14 protein-coding genes are annotated in these 15,103 nt (G+C 58.8%); 5 read left to right on the top strand and 9 right to left on the bottom strand.

Annotated elements, in window-relative coordinates; translation table 11 throughout:
- Nucleotides 1-9: 9 nt before the first annotated feature.
- Complete coding sequence (locus GGQ85_RS07620) at nt 10-477, bottom strand: type II toxin-antitoxin system RatA family toxin (RefSeq protein WP_079446391.1); 468 nt, start codon at nt 475-477, stop codon at nt 10-12.
- Nucleotides 478-488: 11 nt separating this feature from the next.
- Nucleotides 489-1,448, bottom strand: coding sequence for a lipoyl synthase (gene lipA / locus GGQ85_RS07625; RefSeq protein ID WP_079446419.1), 960 nt, complete (start codon nt 1,446-1,448; stop codon nt 489-491).
- Nucleotides 1,449-1,574: 126 nt separating this feature from the next.
- Between lipA and GGQ85_RS07630 the strand changes: the two genes are divergently transcribed.
- Nucleotides 1,575-2,198 carry a DNA-3-methyladenine glycosylase gene (locus tag GGQ85_RS07630; protein WP_079446390.1) on the top strand — a complete coding sequence of 208 codons (624 nt, stop codon included), beginning with the start codon at nt 1,575-1,577 and terminating at the stop codon, nt 2,196-2,198.
- On the opposite strand, the gene GGQ85_RS07635 is transcribed toward GGQ85_RS07630, so the two are convergent.
- From GGQ85_RS07635 to GGQ85_RS07650, 4 genes are all read right to left on the bottom strand, one after another.
- On the bottom strand, nt 2,179-3,345 hold the full coding sequence (locus GGQ85_RS07635) for an MFS transporter (RefSeq protein WP_309774002.1): 1,167 nt from the start codon (nt 3,343-3,345) through the stop codon (nt 2,179-2,181). The genes GGQ85_RS07630 and GGQ85_RS07635 overlap by 20 nt on opposite strands.
- Nucleotides 3,342-6,200: a valine--tRNA ligase gene (locus GGQ85_RS07640; RefSeq protein WP_309774003.1), complete on the bottom strand. Its 2,859-nt coding sequence runs from the start codon at nt 6,198-6,200 to the stop codon at nt 3,342-3,344. Before GGQ85_RS07640 ends, GGQ85_RS07635 begins: the two co-directional genes overlap by 4 nt.
- Before the next feature lie 313 nt (nt 6,201-6,513).
- Entirely contained in the window at nt 6,514-7,170 is a 657-nt protein-coding gene (locus GGQ85_RS07645) for a PopZ family protein (RefSeq protein ID WP_309774004.1), read from the bottom strand.
- Nucleotides 7,171-7,457: 287 nt separating this feature from the next.
- On the bottom strand, nt 7,458-8,867 hold the full coding sequence (locus GGQ85_RS07650; protein ID WP_374708859.1) for a TolC family outer membrane protein: 1,410 nt from the start codon (nt 8,865-8,867) through the stop codon (nt 7,458-7,460).
- Nucleotides 8,868-9,392: 525 nt separating this feature from the next.
- On the opposite strand from GGQ85_RS07650, the gene rpmG reads away from it, so the two are divergent.
- A complete protein-coding gene (gene rpmG, locus GGQ85_RS07655) occupies nt 9,393-9,560 on the top strand; it encodes a 50S ribosomal protein L33 (protein ID WP_007603295.1) in 168 nt (55 codons plus the stop codon).
- Nucleotides 9,561-9,866: 306 nt separating this feature from the next.
- Here the strand turns inward: rpmG and GGQ85_RS07660 are convergent, their stop codons facing one another.
- The gene (locus GGQ85_RS07660) at nt 9,867-11,240 is read right to left on the bottom strand and encodes a PleD family two-component system response regulator (protein WP_309774011.1); all 1,374 of its coding nucleotides are present in this window, start codon (nt 11,238-11,240) and stop codon (nt 9,867-9,869) included.
- 10 nt (nt 11,241-11,250) lie between these two features.
- Entirely contained in the window at nt 11,251-11,616 is a 366-nt protein-coding gene (locus GGQ85_RS07665) for a response regulator (RefSeq protein ID WP_011314701.1), read from the bottom strand.
- 228 nt (nt 11,617-11,844) lie between these two features.
- Between GGQ85_RS07665 and GGQ85_RS07670 the strand changes: the two genes are divergently transcribed.
- Nucleotides 11,845-12,147: a DUF3572 domain-containing protein gene (locus tag GGQ85_RS07670; protein WP_079446384.1), complete on the top strand. Its 303-nt coding sequence runs from the start codon at nt 11,845-11,847 to the stop codon at nt 12,145-12,147.
- Nucleotides 12,144-13,436: a DNA polymerase IV gene (locus tag GGQ85_RS07675; RefSeq protein WP_309774013.1), complete on the top strand. Its 1,293-nt coding sequence runs from the start codon at nt 12,144-12,146 to the stop codon at nt 13,434-13,436. Before GGQ85_RS07670 ends, GGQ85_RS07675 begins: the two co-directional genes overlap by 4 nt.
- 88 nt (nt 13,437-13,524) lie before the next feature.
- Here GGQ85_RS07675 and GGQ85_RS07680 read toward each other — a convergent pair whose 3' ends face one another.
- Entirely contained in the window at nt 13,525-14,412 is an 888-nt protein-coding gene (locus tag GGQ85_RS07680; RefSeq protein ID WP_079446382.1) for a cell envelope integrity EipB family protein, read from the bottom strand.
- Nucleotides 14,413-14,634: 222 nt separating this feature from the next.
- Here GGQ85_RS07680 and GGQ85_RS07685 point away from each other — a divergent pair, with 222 nt between their 5' ends.
- A complete protein-coding gene (locus GGQ85_RS07685) occupies nt 14,635-15,102 on the top strand; it encodes a RidA family protein (RefSeq protein WP_079446381.1) in 468 nt (155 codons plus the stop codon).
- Nucleotide 15,103 lies beyond the last annotated feature (1 nt).

Below are 15,103 nucleotides of genomic sequence, written 5' to 3' on the forward strand. Positions count from 1 at the left end.
CGTATCGCGTCAACTCACCACCTTCGGCGAACCGTAGACAGCGTCTGCTCGTTTCTCGAATGCCGCTGCAAAGCGTTGGAATGCGGTGTCGAACATCGCGCCCATCAACATTGCCAGCATCCGGCTTTTGAACTCATACGTGATGAAAAACCCGACATCGCAGCCTTGATCCGGTTTCGGCTCAAAGGTCCAGCGATTTTCCATGTGGCTGAACGGCCCGCGCAGATATTCGACGAAAATTTTGAGGTTCGGCCTATCCAGCGTCACCCTGCTCGTAAAGGTCTCGCGCACGAGCTTGAACGACACGGTCATATCGGCGACCACGACCTCCTTACCGTCGGCCGCGGTGGTACGCTGACGCACCTTCAGCGACTGGCATAGCGGCACAAATTCCGGATAACGTTCGACGTCCGCCACCAGATCGAACATCTCGTTCGCGCTGTGACGAACGCGGCGTTTGCTTGAAAACAACGGCATCGTTGTAGCGCTTACCGCAATAACTTCGCGCGCGCGGCCCGCAGCTTTGCAAAATCCTCGCCCGCATGATGCGACGAGCGAGTCAGCGGACTCGCCGACACCATCAGAAAGCCCTTGGTGTAGGCGACGGTCTCATAATTCGAAAACTCCTCTGGCGTGACATAGCGCATCACGGCGTGATGCTTGCGGGTCGGCTGCAGATACTGTCCGATGGTGAGAAAGTCGACATCGGCCGACCGCAGATCGTCCATCACCTGCAAGACTTCATGACGCTCCTCGCCAAGCCCAACCATGATGCCTGACTTGGTGAAGATCGCCGGATCGATCTCCTTCACTCGCTGCAGCAGGCGGATCGAGTGAAAATAGCGCGCACCGGGCCGAACGGCGAGATAGCGCGACGGCACGGTTTCGAGATTGTGGTTGAAGACGTCGGGCTTCGCCGCCACGACCCTTTCCAGCGCCCCCTTCTTGCGGAGGAAATCCGGCGTCAGGATTTCGACGGTCGTGGTCGGGCAACGCTCGCGTATCGCGTGAATTGTCTCGGCAAAATGCCCTGCCCCGCCGTCGTCGAGATCGTCGCGATCAACAGATGTGACGACAACGTGGGCCAGACCAAGTTTGCGCGTCGCCTCGGCCACATATTCGGGCTCCGAAGCCTGCAACGCGACCGGCATACCCGTCTTGACGTTGCAGAAGGCGCAGGCGCGGGTGCAGGTGTCGCCCATGATCATGAAGGTGGCGTGCTTCTTGTCCCAGCACTCGCCGATGTTCGGGCAGCCGGCCTCTTCGCACACCGTGACGAGACCGTTCTCCTTGACGATTCGGCGCGTGTCCGAATAGCCGCGCGTGTTCGGCGCGCGCACACGGATCCAGTCCGGCTTCGGTGGCGACAGCGCGTCGGGCCGGTTGACCTTTTCCGGGTGCCGCGGCCGGACGGGGTCGGCGGAAACCGTATCGAGGATGACGACCATGGAATGATCCGGTTGTGCAGGAGACTTTAGGTAATCTGCGCGACGCAGGGCTGCAACCCGCTTCGCCAGATCAGTCAGATATGTAACATATCCCATTATGACCCGACCGCCCGCCTGCCTTGGAAAATGACCCCAAATCCCTCCCCATCCGACAGTCTGACGCCGCCTGCTCTTGGCAAGCCGATCAAACGCGGGTTTTTCAGTCGCAGCGTGCATGACGTGGCCCCGGACCTGATCGGCGCGACCCTGCTGGTCGAAGGCATCGGGGGCATCATCGTCGAGGTGGAAGCCTATCACCACACCGAGCCAGCCGCGCATTCCCATCGAGGACCGACGCCGCGGAACATGGTGATGTTCGGCCCGCCTGGATTTGCCTATGTCTATCGCTCTTACGGCATCCACTGGTGCGTGAACTTCGTCTGCGAAATGGATGGCTCTGCCGCCGCGGTTCTGATCCGCGCGCTACAACCTACCCACGGCATTCCGGCGATGCGAACCCGGCGCGGGCTGCATGACGAGCGCCTCTTATGTTCGGGGCCAGGCAAATTATGCCAGGCGCTCGGCATATCGATCGCGCATAACGCGCTGCCGCTCGATGCGCCGCCGATTGCGGTCTTTCAGCGCACGGACGAGGTTGACGTCGTCGCCGGCGTGCGCATCGGCATTACCAAAGCCGCCGACCTGCCATGGCGATACGGACTGAAAGAATCGAAATTCCTTAGCAAGCCGTTCAAGAACGCTGGGTTCTGAAATCAATCCCCAGTGGCAGCACGATCATCGGTACGACGGCAAGACCGATCGGCACGAACGCAAAGGCGGCATTGCCGGTGATATCCCAGACCATCCCGCCGACGATGGAGACCAGCATGGCGATCCCGTAACCGATGGTGAACATTCCGGCCGAGTTGTGAGGCACGTCATCGGGAGCGACCAGCAGAACCGGTAACGTCAACACAAGAGTCAGACCCACGGCGCAGGTGAAGCCCACCAGCGCCGTCGAGCCAACGATCACCCAGAGACTTGTACTCGTCGCGACGCCGAGAACAGAAAGCAGGCCGAGCACGCCGCAAAGAATGAGCGGCCATCTTTTCCGCTCCAGGCGACTCGCCATCAGCATAAGGAGGGCCGACCCCGGCAACTGCCCGAGGTTAAGCGCCGACAGCGCAGGCCCAATCAACTCAGTATGACCAGTTTGCAGCAGCAGGCCCGGCAGAAACGCGTTAGTGCAGAAATAGAGCTGGTTGTTTGCGCTGGCGACGAGGCCGACTTTCCAGAGCAGCGGATCTCGCCAGTCCGGCATCCAGCGGCTGTGCTGAGCGGATGTATGTTCGCCGTCCGGCCGCGCAACGAAGATGATTAGTGCGATCACTGCCGCCGCGATCGACCAGAGTTCGAGACTCCCGCGCCACCCACCACCCAGCAAGAGCACGGCGACCGCTGCGAGCACGACCGGAAAGATTTCGCCGCATAGCAAACCGTTGGTGTAGACGGCTGTGGCAAAGCCAATCCTGCGAGGGACCCATTGCCGCACCAGCGGTGGAAACGCCGGTTGCATCACAGCGACGCCCGCCGCCATCAATGCTGTCGCCGCGAACAGAGTCATTGCGCCGACGGCAAAACCGCGTAGCGCCGATCCGACCGCTGCAATCATGAGGCCGACTACCAGCGCCCTGACAGCGCCAACGCGCGCGATCAGCAGCGATCCGGGTACCGCGACAAGCGCGAACAAACTCACCGGAATGGCATTGAGAATCCCGACCTCTGTTCCTGACAGTGCAAGATCGGAAATGATAAGCGCCAGTACCGGCGGCACGGCAAGGATCGTGAGCCGCAACCCTACGCCCCCAAGCCATAGCAGACTCAAAGGGCGCAGTGATGACGACCGAGCAGCACTCACTCAGCGGCCTTCAAACGCTCCAAAGCCTCGACAAATTTTGCCTTGCGTGCGACTGCGGCTTCCCGCTTTTCTTTTTCGTACTCGACGATTTCTTCGGGCGCGTTCGCAACGAAATTCTGATCTGCAAGCTTGGATCCCACGCGATCGATGTCGGCGTCAGCCTTGGCGATTTCCTTCTCTAAACGCGCGCGCTGGGCGGCGACGTCGACGATGCCTTTTAACGGCAGCGCGGCAACTTCGCCGCGGATCAGCAATTGCACGGCGCCTGCCGGTGCCCGGTCTGCGAATGAGATGTCCGCAAGCCGGGACATCCGCTTGATGACATCACTCCAGCGCTGCGCCCGCACCCTGCTTTCGGCGGATGCGCCTGCGAGCACCAGCGGCGCCAGGGTTGCAGGTGGAATGTTCATCTCCGCACGGACCGAGCGAATGGCTGTGACGAGATCGACCACCCAACCGATCTCGGCTTCGGCACCATCGTCGCGGAAATAGGGCTCCAACAGATCGGTCACCGGCTCTGGTCCAGCGAAGGGATCGGCGGCCGCGATCAGCGTCCGCCGCTTGAGGGTGAGATCTGCCTTGTTTGGCCACTCCGTCAGGGTCAGCAATTGCTTCCGCGCCGAAGTTACCGTCCATAACTCCTCTGTGATGAACGGCATGAACGGATGTAAAAGCTTCAAAATTTCATCGCGGGCCCAAGCGACCATCGCGCGGGTCTCAGACTTGGCGGGGCCATCCTCGCCCAAAATTACAGGCTTTGCGAGTTCAAGATACCAATCGCAGTAGACGTTCCAGACAAAGCGGTAGATCGTGCCGGCGGCGTCATTGAAACGAGAGGATTCAATGGCCTCGGTGACCTCGCACGTCGCGCGCACAGTCTCATGGACAATCCATCGATTGAGCGTTTCAGTTGCGGCGGTCGGATCAAACTGCGCAGGAACGACACAATCGTTCATCTCCGCGAATCGGCACGCGTTCCAAAGCTTGGTCGCGAAATTGCGATAGCCTTCGACCCTCTGCGGAGACAACTTGATATCGCGGCCCTGCACCGCCATTGCGGCGAGCGTGAAGCGCAGCGCATCCGCGCCGTATTTATCGACCAGATGCAGAGGATCAATGACGTTGCCCTTCGACTTCGACATCTTGGCGCCCTTCTCGTCGCGAACGAGCGCGTGAATGTAAACGGTCGCAAACGGGGCCTCCTTCATGAAATAGATGCCCATCATCATCATTCGGGCAATCCAGAAGAAGATGATATCGAACCCGGTGACGAGCACGCTGGTCGGATAGTAACGTTTCAACTCCGGCGTCTCATCGGGCCAGCCGAGCGTCGAGAACGGCCACAACGCCGAAGAAAACCAGGTGTCGAGCACGTCTTCGTCTCGCGTAATGAAGCCATCACGCTTTGCCGGATCGCTCGCCATTTCGGCGCCTTGCTCGACGGTGATGACACCTTGCTCAACGTAAAAGCCGAGCGCATGGCCGATCGCTTCTTCCTCCGTCTCTGCGACAAACACCTTGCCGTCCGGACCATACCAGGCCGGAATCTGATGACCCCACCAGAGCTGCCTCGAAATACACCAGGGCTGGATGTTCTCCATCCACTCGAAGTAGGTCTTCTCCCAGTTCTTCGGCACGAATGTTGTTTCGCCCGAACGAACGGCGGACATCGCGGGCCGCGCCAGTTCCTTGGCGTCAACGTACCATTGGTCAGTCAGATACGGTTCGATGACGGCGCCGGAGCGGTCACCGTGTGGTACTGTGTGCACATGAGGCTCGATCTTGTCGAGAAAACCGAACTCTTCGAGACGCGCCACGATCGCCTTGCGCGCGGCGAAACGATCCAAGCCGTCGAATTCTTCAGCCAGAATCAACGCGCCAGCCGGAAGGCCGCGCAGAAAATCCTCGTTGTTGGATAGCGTCAGCCGGCCTTCGCGATCGAGCACACTGATTTGCGGCAGGCGGTGGCGCTTTCCGACCTCGAAGTCATTAAAATCGTGGGCCGGAGTAATTTTGACGGCGCCCGTGCCCTTCTCCGGATCGGCGTAGTCGTCGCCGATGACCGGAATGATCCTGCCGACCAAAGGCAGCACGACGTTGCAATCGATCAAGTGTTCGAGCTTCTCATTGTCCGGATGCACGGCGACGGCAGTATCGCCCAACATCGTCTCCGGCCGTGTGGTGGCGACGACGACATAGGTTGAAGGATCACTCGGATCAAAGTTCTTACCCTCGACCGGATAGCGCAGATGCCACAGGCTACCCTTCACCTCGACCTGGTTCACCTCGAGATCGGAGATCGCGGTGAGAAGTTTCGGATCCCAATTAACCAGCCGCTTATCCTTGTAGATCAAGCCGGCGCGATGCAGTTCGACAAAAACCTTGGCAACCGCGCGTGACAGCCCTTCATCCATGGTGAAACGCTCACGCGACCAATCGCAGGACGCACCGAGCCGTTTCAGCTGGTTGACGATAACGCCGCCACTCTCGGCCTTCCACTGCCAAACCCGCTCGAGAAACCTGGCGCGGCCCATGTCGCGGCGGCCGGGCTCCTTCCGTTCCGCCAACTGCCGCTCCACCACCATCTGAGTCGCGATGCCGGCGTGATCGGTGCCTGGCTGCCATAAAACGTCGCGGCCACGCATCCGCTCGAAGCGACACAGCACGTCCTGTAAGGTGTTGTTCAGCGCGTGCCCCATGTGCAACGAGCCGGTGACGTTCGGCGGCGGAATGACGATCGTGAACGGCTCAGCCTCGCGGCGTTCAGGCTGGCCGGCTTTGAATGCACCGGCCTCTTCCCAAACGCGGGACATTCGATTTTCAATATCAGAGGGCTGGTAGGTTTTTTCGATCATGGCAATGCAATCACCGTCGGGGCGTTTCAGGTCAATTCACGGAATATATCCTCTGACCGCTAAAAGCCTTCCAGGGCGTATCAAGTCAACAAGATCGCCGAATAAACCGGCCTCAGCGCGTATTCCGCAAAAGTGGGTACCGGTTTTGCGATCGGAATACGCGCGAGTTATTGATTGGGAGCATTTTCTTACGGCTAACCGGATTCCACTTAGCCGGAAAATGCTCTGGAGCGCGGATGCGAGCTCAAGGACGTCAGGGGGGCGGGACTTTCCCCGCTCCAATGGCCGCGGCTTTCCCGGCTACGGGAATGGATTACGGACGACCGCGCGAGACCCGCTCGATTTCAGCCTTGACGATGCGTTCCACCAGCCCCGGCAGATTGTCATCGAGCCAGGACTTCAGCATCGGGCGCAGCATCTCCTTGACGAGGTCCTCAAGGGTGCGGGCGTTATTAGTCAGCACCGTACTGGCAAGCGAGCTGAAGGCCGTTTCGACTGCGGAAACCGTCGAATGCGACAGAATTTCCGCTGCTGCGGCATTTAGACTGGACGGTCGAGCCACGGTGGCGGGATCCGGCGGCATAGCCGGAACCTGCGCAATTTCGGCGAATTCCAAATCGTCCTGAGGCTCGATCTTCTGAAAAACGGCTTGCGTTGCATTTGGCACGGCCATCTCATCCGTCAGTTCAAACACCTCCTCAGCCTGGACGGGCCGGACTTCCTCTTCGGCGCTTGCGGCATCGAAGCTCGCAAGCATCGCGTCAATATCGTCCTGGCTATTGGCGCCGTCAGCGTTCGCGGCTGTCGCCGGCTTAGGGATCGAACTGACAGATCCAGGTTTTGCTACAGTTGCGTCAGCAACGACGGTCCTTCCAGCCGCCGCGGGCTTCTCATCGTCCGCTATAATGCGGCGAATCGACGCCAGAATCTCCTCCATAGAGGGCTCTTGGACCTTTGCAGGCTGCGTCATGTCCAACTCCACATCTGTCACGATCCTGGCCAGCGCGTTGGCCTCAAGCGAAAAAGGATTTTTCCGGCTCCAGATGCGGCCGCCGATTTCGATCGCAACCGGATTTGTTGCCCGAGAAAGCATTGTGAACCGGTGACAACATCAATTCTCAGCCCGGACTTCCGCGGCAAGACCGATAGATAAACGCCGACTATCGCTCGAATCGCTTCATGCCCTTGCGTAAAGGTATGGCATGGTAACAATTGATTGCAAGCAACTGACTGTGAACGCGGCCGCCGTCGGCGCGATCACTGTCCATCCGGCGTACGCATACCACCCCAACTGTCGCGAACCTGATGGTAGTGGACACTCGGATCGTACACCGTGGTGTTTAGCTTAAGCACCTGGGGCGACAGCCGACCAACGGCATTCAAAACCGCGTAAGAGGCGACCACGCGATCGTGTTGAGCAGTCACCAGCGCCACCCGCGCGGTGACGAGCGTCTGTTGCGCAACTAATACATCGAACGTAGTGCGTTGCCCGGCCTTGGCCTCTTCGCGGATGCCGTTGACCGCGATCTCGGATGCCTCAACCTGTGCCTGCGCCGACTGCACCTGTAATTTGGTCGCGACGAGTTGGCCCCACGCCTGCACCACGCTGGCGCGTGCCTGAGTGCGGACCAACTCGAGGGTGAGACGCTGTTGCGCCAGCGTTTCCTTGGACTGTCGGATCAGCGAATATTCAGCGCCACCCTGATAGATCGGCACCGTTACCTGCGCGATCGCAGACGCGATAAGTTGGCTCGGTACCGTGAGCTGTTGATTGTAGCTCTGTTGCACATTGGCCTGGAGGCTAACGTTCGGAAACAGCGCACCCTCCGCAACTTTGACCTGCAAGTGACTGACGTCGATTCCATACATCGCCGCGGTCACATTGGGATTTTGGATAAGCCCAAGATCCACGGCGGCCGAGAGCGTCGCCGGCAAGAAGCGATCGACCGGCGACCCCGGTGCTAATTGCCCCGGTTCGTTACCAACGATGCGCCGATAATTCGCGCGGGTGGTCGTGAGGTTGGATTCAGCGGCCATAAGCTGGGTGCGACCGGCGGCGAGCTGCGCTTCCGATTGCGCCACGTCGGTGCGGGTCACCTCGCCGACATTGAAACGATCACGCGTCTGCTTCAGCGTCTCCTCAAGCACGCGGACATTGCTGCGCTGAACTTCCACAATGGCAGAGTCTCGCAAATAATCCATATAGATCGTTGCTGCCGCGAGTAGTACGGTTTGCTCGAGAACCCTTAATCCCTCGCGCGATGCCGAAACTTGTCCTTCTGCCGCACGGGTCTTGTTGGCGGTCTGAAAACCGTCGAAGAGCGTCTGTGAAACCGTGGCGCCGTAAGCCACTGGTGTCCGATCACCCTTAAGCTGGGCCTGTATGTTTCCCACCAGTCCCTGACTTGGCAGACCCTGGGTGACGCTAAAATCGTTATGCTGAAAGCCGCCGCTGGTGGTTATGGCGACTTTGGGTCGATAGCCCGACAAGGCTTGCGGTACGCTCTCATCGGTAGCGCGAACCGAGGCGCGCTGGGCATTGAGCTGAGGGTTGCTCTGGTAGGACCGCACCAGTGCAGACTCGATGGTATCGGCGAAGACCCGTGTCGCCGCTCCTGGCAAAGCAGTCGCAAGAGCCAACACGGCGGCGCCGGCCACCAGTCTCATACCACCCATCCGCGGAATTCCATTCTTTTCTTCATTCCCCAGACGCAAACGAGGCGGAGCCTCTACGCCGGATCATCCCTCGAATCACTCGTCTCGACGCAACATATTTCTTTCCCCAAACGAGCATAGTCGTCGTCTGGGTGCCATGGAACCCCTTGCGATCAGTCTCAGCAGAAGTTCCGTGTCTGGGGCGTTAGAGCCACACTTGACGCTTCGACCATAATTGGAAGGCCACCCACAACCCTACAAGCTCATTCCAATTCTCTTACCTTTTCATAAAATTAATAAATGAACAGAATCCGAAAGAATACACAAAAGCGGACAATACTATGACAATCGCCTTTGCCTAGGCAGGACGGCTTCGAAAGCCGCCTGCCCTCGGCGAGGCAATGTGCCGTCGTGGGCTGATTTTTACGTCACCAGCCTCGAAATCCTTGACTTTCGATGTTTCGAGGCTAGTTTGCCGGCCAAATGCAGGCCTGATGCAGGCCGGCTTTTCCGTTTCCCGACATCAAGGGTTTGCACATGGCCAAGGCGGTCACCATCAAGGTCAAGCTGGTTTCCAGCGCTGACACAGGCTTCTATTACGTAGCTAAAAAGAATTCGCGCACCATGACCGACAAGCTGGTCAAGAAAAAATACGATCCGGTCGCGCGCAAACACGTCGAATTCCGCGAAGCCAAGATCAAGTGACGATCACGTTAGATCGCTTCATCGGCGGTGAATTGAGCGGAGCTTTCGGGCTCCGTTTTGCGTTGGCTTGATGCCGCCTTCGGCGTCACGGCTGGCGTTGCGGCCACCGGGGCTCAGCCGAGTGCCATGCACTCGCCCATACGCTCGTCAATTCAAGATGGAAGCGCGTGCGTCATGTCTCGCCACCGTCTCGCTGGCACGACCGACGGCCAAGACGCATTTAATAGTGCCGGAGAAGAAAGCTGCGACCGATCGTTGGTTCGACGATGCACCACACGCGGGATCAAAATCGCATTGATATAATGACTACGCCGCCTCCGCCACGACGCGGTTTCGGCCGTCATGCTTGGCGCGGTAAAGCGCGACATCGGCGCGCTTGAGAACGTCAGAGACAGGCTCCCCCTTCCGCTCCAGGGTTGATAGTCCGATCGAGATGGTCACCTTGATCCGCTTCATCCCCTTGTGGACGGAAAACGGTTCGCCAGCAATCGCGCGGCGCAGACGTTCGGCCACCATGCTCGCGACATGCAGATCGGCCTCCGGCATCACGACCACGAACTCCTCTCCGCCGTAACGGCAGGCGAGATCGATGCCTCGAATGGTTTTGCGGATTCGCAGCGCGAACTCTCGCAGAACATCGTCACCGGCATCATGACCGTAGCTATCATTGATCGACTTGAAGTAATCTATATCGAGCATCATGAGCGCTGATGACTTGCCCCGCAGCGAGGCCTGCTCGGCCAGCGTCGCCAGATGGCTTTCCATGTAACGTCGGTTGTGCAGCCCGGTCAGTCCGTCCGTGACAGCCATTTCGATCGAACTCTGCATTTTGTCACGCAGGTGAACGGTGTAGCGGCGGCGGCGAACTTGCGTGCGCGCGCGGGCAAGTAACTCGTTCTTGTCGATCGGCCGCATCAAATAATCATTGATGCCAATCTCAAGACCACGCAGCAATCGTCCATTGCCGTCGGCATCAGCAACAGCCAGAATCGGAACGTGCCGCGTCCGCTCCAGCGAGCGCGCTTGACTGCACAACCGCAAACCGTCGAAATTTTCCAGCCCGAGCGAGACGATAAGGAGATCGTAATTGCTTTCGGCGGCACGAAACAGCGCTTCGGAGGGTTCGGTTTCAATATCAACGGTGTGTTCGGCGCTCAGCATCGATGCCAACCGCTCGTACGATGAGGGGCGATCGTCGACCAACAGGATACGCCCGCCCTTCCCGTTATCACCAACCGCCTCGCGCTCCGGCGCCTGCACGCCGATTTCGAGCGAGGTCACGGCCCTCATGCGGAGTTCGTCGGTCATCATCTTCAGACGCGTCAACGAACGGACTCTTGCGGTCAAAACCACATCCGATACCGGCTTTGTCAGGAAGTCATCGGCGCCGGCTTCGAGACCGCGCACGCGGTCGGACGGACTGTCCAACGCCGTCACCATCACCACCGGAATAAAATGGGTTGCCGGGTTTGCTTTCAGCCGGCGGCAGACCTCAAAACCGTCCATGTCAGGCATCATCACGTCGAGGAGAATGATGTCGTACTCGGCACGGGCGCAGGTCTCCAGTGCTTGCGCGCCATTAGAAGCGGTTATGACATCGAAATATTCCGCCGATAATCGTGCTTCAAGGAGCCGGACGTTGGCGGGGATGTCGTCGACGACCAGAACACGCGCAGACACTCTTGTCTCCTCAACCCACGAACCGGCGGACGGTCTCGATGAACTTGCCAACCGAAATCGGCTTTGACAGGTAAGCCTCGCAGCCGCCCTCGCGGATACGTTCCTCGTCGCCTTTCATTGCAAATGCGGTCACAGCAACAACGGGGATCGCGCGCAGTTCAGGATCGTCTTTGATCCAGCGCGTGACATCGAGACCGGACACCTGCGGCAACTGAATATCCATGAGGACCAGATCGGGACGAAGTTTGCGAACCAGATCGAGCGCCTCGAAACCGTTGCTGGTCCCGGACGTGTGGTAACCATGAGCCTCCAACAGATCGCGAAAGAGCTTCATGTTAAGCTCGTTGTCTTCCACAATCAGGACCGTCTTGGCCACCCTGGCCCTCCAGTCGACTCGGTGCTCATCCACGCTGGTGAGCGAAAACATGCCGGCACAGCAATACTTATCCGCTAACTGGAGTTAGATTTGCACTAGAATTCGCTCTAAGCTGTTAAGACGTAAGACGATCTTTATGCGAGCGGATTAGCACTTGTTTGAAGGTTTCGGGACTCGGTCATGCTGGTTCCAAAGTAGAATTGATAGGTTACGGAAAGGCAAACGGTCGTGACGACAAAGCGTGTGCAAAACCCGCGCGAAGCAGCTGAATTGGTAGCAATTCAGGCCCTTTCGTTTGTCGCGGCCGACGCCGAAATTTTAGGCCGATTTCTAGCCGAGACCGGAATTGGTCCTCAAACTCTGCGCAGCTCTGCCTCCGATCCGCACTTCCTCACCGGCGTGCTCGATTTCATGCTGCGCGATGACGCAACCGTGGAGGCATTTTCGGAGTTTTCCGGACATCATCCCACCACTATCGCAGCCGCCCGGCTGGCGCTCAGCGAATCCTTTCAGAAACGCGACGTCCCGTGACCGCAGGTCCGTCCGATGGTCCCTTATGCTTTTGCCGCGATTGTCTTGATGACCTCAGCTTTACGGCGCCCCGTTGCAGCGCGTGTGGCTCACCCCGGCTGGTGCGACATCGGACGCTACCGGCACTGGCCCTCGCCCACATCGATTGCGACGCGTTCTACGCAACGGTCGAAAAGCGGGACAACCCGGCCTTAGCAGACAAACCCGTAATCGTAGGCGGTGGTCGGCGCGGCGTGGTTCTGGCCGCCTGCTATACTGCTCGGACGTATGGCGTGCATTCTGCAATGCCGATGTTCAAGGCCCTTGCGCTTTGCCCCTTTGCGACCGTGGTTCCGCCCGACATGGCGAAGTATGTGCGGGTCGGTCGTGAGGTGCGCACCACCATGCAGGCGCTGACGCCGCTGGTAGAGCCGCTGTCGATCGACGAAGCCTTTCTCGACCTGAGCGGCACCCGGCGTGTTCACGGCATGATTCCAGCCAAGGTGCTGGCGAAATTTGCAACTGACGTCGAGCGCGAACTCGGCATCACGGTATCGGTCGGACTGTCGTGCAATAAGTTCCTCGCTAAGATCGCCTCTGACCTCGATAAGCCCCGCGGATTCACGGCGCTCGATCAGGACGAAGCGTGCATTATGCTCGCGGACAAACCTGTAAGTTTCATGTTCGGCGTCGGTCCGGCCACCCAGGAGCGTCTGTCGGAACGCGGCTTTCGGACAATCGGCGATCTGCAGCGTGCCAACGAAATGGAAATGATGAAGCAGTTTCCGGCCGAGGGTCGCCAATTGTGGCGGCTGGCACGGGGCATCGACGACCGGCGGGTGATCGCAGATCGCGGCGCCAAGACCATCTCGAGCGAAACAACGTTCGAGTCCAACATCCGCGATTTCGCCACGCTCGAACGGTTCCTCTGGCGGCTGTCGGAGAAGGTCTCCTCGCGACTGAAGGCAAGTGAGCTAGCGGGATCGACCATCACGCTGAAACTCAAGACCGCCGATTTCCGGCAACGGACCCGTTCGCAATCAATCCCCGTTTCGACGCACCTTGCGGTAAAGATTTTCGCAACGTGCCGAGAAATGCTGACGAAGGAAATCGATGGCACAGCTTTCCGCCTGATGGGAATAGGCGTCAGCGCGCTCCGGGCGGAATCGCAAGCTAACGTGGCCGATATGCTGGATCTTCGCTCAGCTCATGCTGAGCGGGCAATGGATGACCTTCGCAAGAAGTTCGGGAGCGCGGTCGTAATCCGCGGCCTGGCCTATGAAGGACCCGAAAAACCACGTCAGCAATAAGACAACGTCAGTAAAATGACTGGCTCATATTCCCAAAATACCCGGAAGCCATCGTTCGGGAGCATCCGTGAATATCTTTTGCCTGACATCACTTGCAGGGCCTGGCACTCCTGACATCGCTGACGTCGAATTTATCCATCGTCCCGGAAATCACGAAATCATTGTAGTCGAGCACCAACGCCCGCGACACGCCATCCTCGAACAGCTCGAAAGACATGGAGTAATTCGGGATCTGTTCACCGCCGGTACGTGCAGCGTCGCGTTCGTAGTAGCTGACAGTGACGGGCCATCGCGTCAGGGTCTTCATCTGACTATGGGTGGTCGATGGATCGGGCGACGATCTCGTCGCTTCCCCCCGTATGGGTTTTCCGATAACCGAAAAAGTGTTGTAGACTTTTTCACCGTTGTCGGCTCCGTCATACACGGTTAGCTCGAGCATCGACTTTCCTTCTTTTGCAGCCGCGATGATCCGCTGGATCTGTTCGGTCGGAAACACCGCCTTGCCGTCGACGGTGAACGTTTTGGTCGACGGCCGTTTCAGTTTCACGGTAATCTTGTCACCGGTGCGCTCAGCGACTCCGTCAACCTCGCTCTGATCGTCATCGTTCATGCGAGTCATGATCTTGAAACGGTAAGTCCTTCCCTCCGCGTCCTCCCAGCTCGTGGACTGCATATCGCTCAGCGTGGTTTTACCTTCGCCGTTGTCCATTTCTGAAACTTGCCTGAAATCAGACGTATAGCCCTCGCAAGTGCTTCCGGAAAACTTGTAAAGGATTCGTCCGCGGGCGCTGTCCAGAGACGTGCTGCCACGAGACTTCGCCAGGCTCAAATTATACAGAGCCTGGTGGGATAGAAACGGAACGCCGGCAGCGGCGTGCGCGGCATCACCAGATGTCGGCAGGAAGGCAGCGGCTACGGTCGCCGCCAGAAACCCTGACCAAAGCCACAAGGCGGAGCGATGGAAATGATGGCGCATATCGTCTCTCGATGGACCGAATCCGACCATAGTCACCGCTCCATTGCGCTGCAACTGGGGAGGTACGGCCGCACACTGCGATTTTGCGGCCTATCCCGAAAGTTTGATCGCCCGTCAGATACTTGCCCGAACTCGGCATTGGCTTGCATGTCGTACGACGATAGGCGAGATAGGCTCCTCAACGGATTTCGAGTGGAACATCCATTACTGGGGGGGGCTGACATGGCGGGAGTGATTGAGCAGAAGTTGGCCGCGCAGGGCATCACCCTGCATGAACCAGCATCGCCCGTGGCGAATTACGTCGGCTTTGTCCGTACCGGTAACCTGCTGTTCGTATCCGGACAGCTCTGCCTCGATTCCGACGGCAACTTGATCGCGAAGGGCAAGCTGGGCGCAGGCGTTACCGTTGAAGAAGGCAACGCCGCTGCGCGCGGCTGCGCCCTCAATCTGCTGGCGCAGGTCAAAGCCGCGCTCGGCGATCTCGATAAGGTTGTCCGCGTCGTCAGACTGGGCGGCTTCGTCAACTCCGCTCCCGATTTTCTCGATGGACCCAAGGTGTTGAATGGCGCATCGGATCTGATGGTTGCAGCGTTTGGCGACAAGGGCCGCCATTCACGCAGCACCGTCGGCGTCGCCTCCCTTCCCGCAGATGCGGCGGTCGAAATCGAAGGCCTGTTCGAAGTCGCCTGAC

It is taken from the genome of Nitrobacter vulgaris, assembly GCF_031453995.1.
Taxonomy (GTDB): domain Bacteria; phylum Pseudomonadota; class Alphaproteobacteria; order Rhizobiales; family Xanthobacteraceae; genus Nitrobacter; species Nitrobacter vulgaris.

Excerpts from the sequence above, each read along its gene's own strand:
- GGQ85_RS07620 (WP_079446391.1), bottom strand. The coding sequence starts at position 477 with ATGCCGTTGTTTTCAAGCAAACGCCGCGTTCGTCACAGCGCGAACGAG.
- lipA (WP_079446419.1), bottom strand. The coding sequence starts at position 1,448 with ATGGTCGTCATCCTCGATACGGTTTCCGCCGACCCCGTCCGGCCGCGG.
- GGQ85_RS07630 (WP_079446390.1), top strand. The coding sequence starts at position 1,575 with ATGACCCCAAATCCCTCCCCATCCGACAGTCTGACGCCGCCTGCTCTT.
- GGQ85_RS07640 (WP_309774003.1), bottom strand. The coding sequence starts at position 6,200 with ATGATCGAAAAAACCTACCAGCCCTCTGATATTGAAAATCGAATGTCC.
- GGQ85_RS07645 (WP_309774004.1), bottom strand. The coding sequence starts at position 7,170 with ATGACGCAGCCTGCAAAGGTCCAAGAGCCCTCTATGGAGGAGATTCTG.
- GGQ85_RS07650 (WP_374708859.1), bottom strand. The coding sequence starts at position 8,867 with ATGAGACTGGTGGCCGGCGCCGCCGTGTTGGCTCTTGCGACTGCTTTG.
- rpmG (WP_007603295.1), top strand. The coding sequence starts at position 9,393 with ATGGCCAAGGCGGTCACCATCAAGGTCAAGCTGGTTTCCAGCGCTGAC.
- GGQ85_RS07680 (WP_079446382.1), bottom strand. The coding sequence starts at position 14,412 with ATGCGCCATCATTTCCATCGCTCCGCCTTGTGGCTTTGGTCAGGGTTT.
- GGQ85_RS07685 (WP_079446381.1), top strand. The coding sequence starts at position 14,635 with ATGGCGGGAGTGATTGAGCAGAAGTTGGCCGCGCAGGGCATCACCCTG.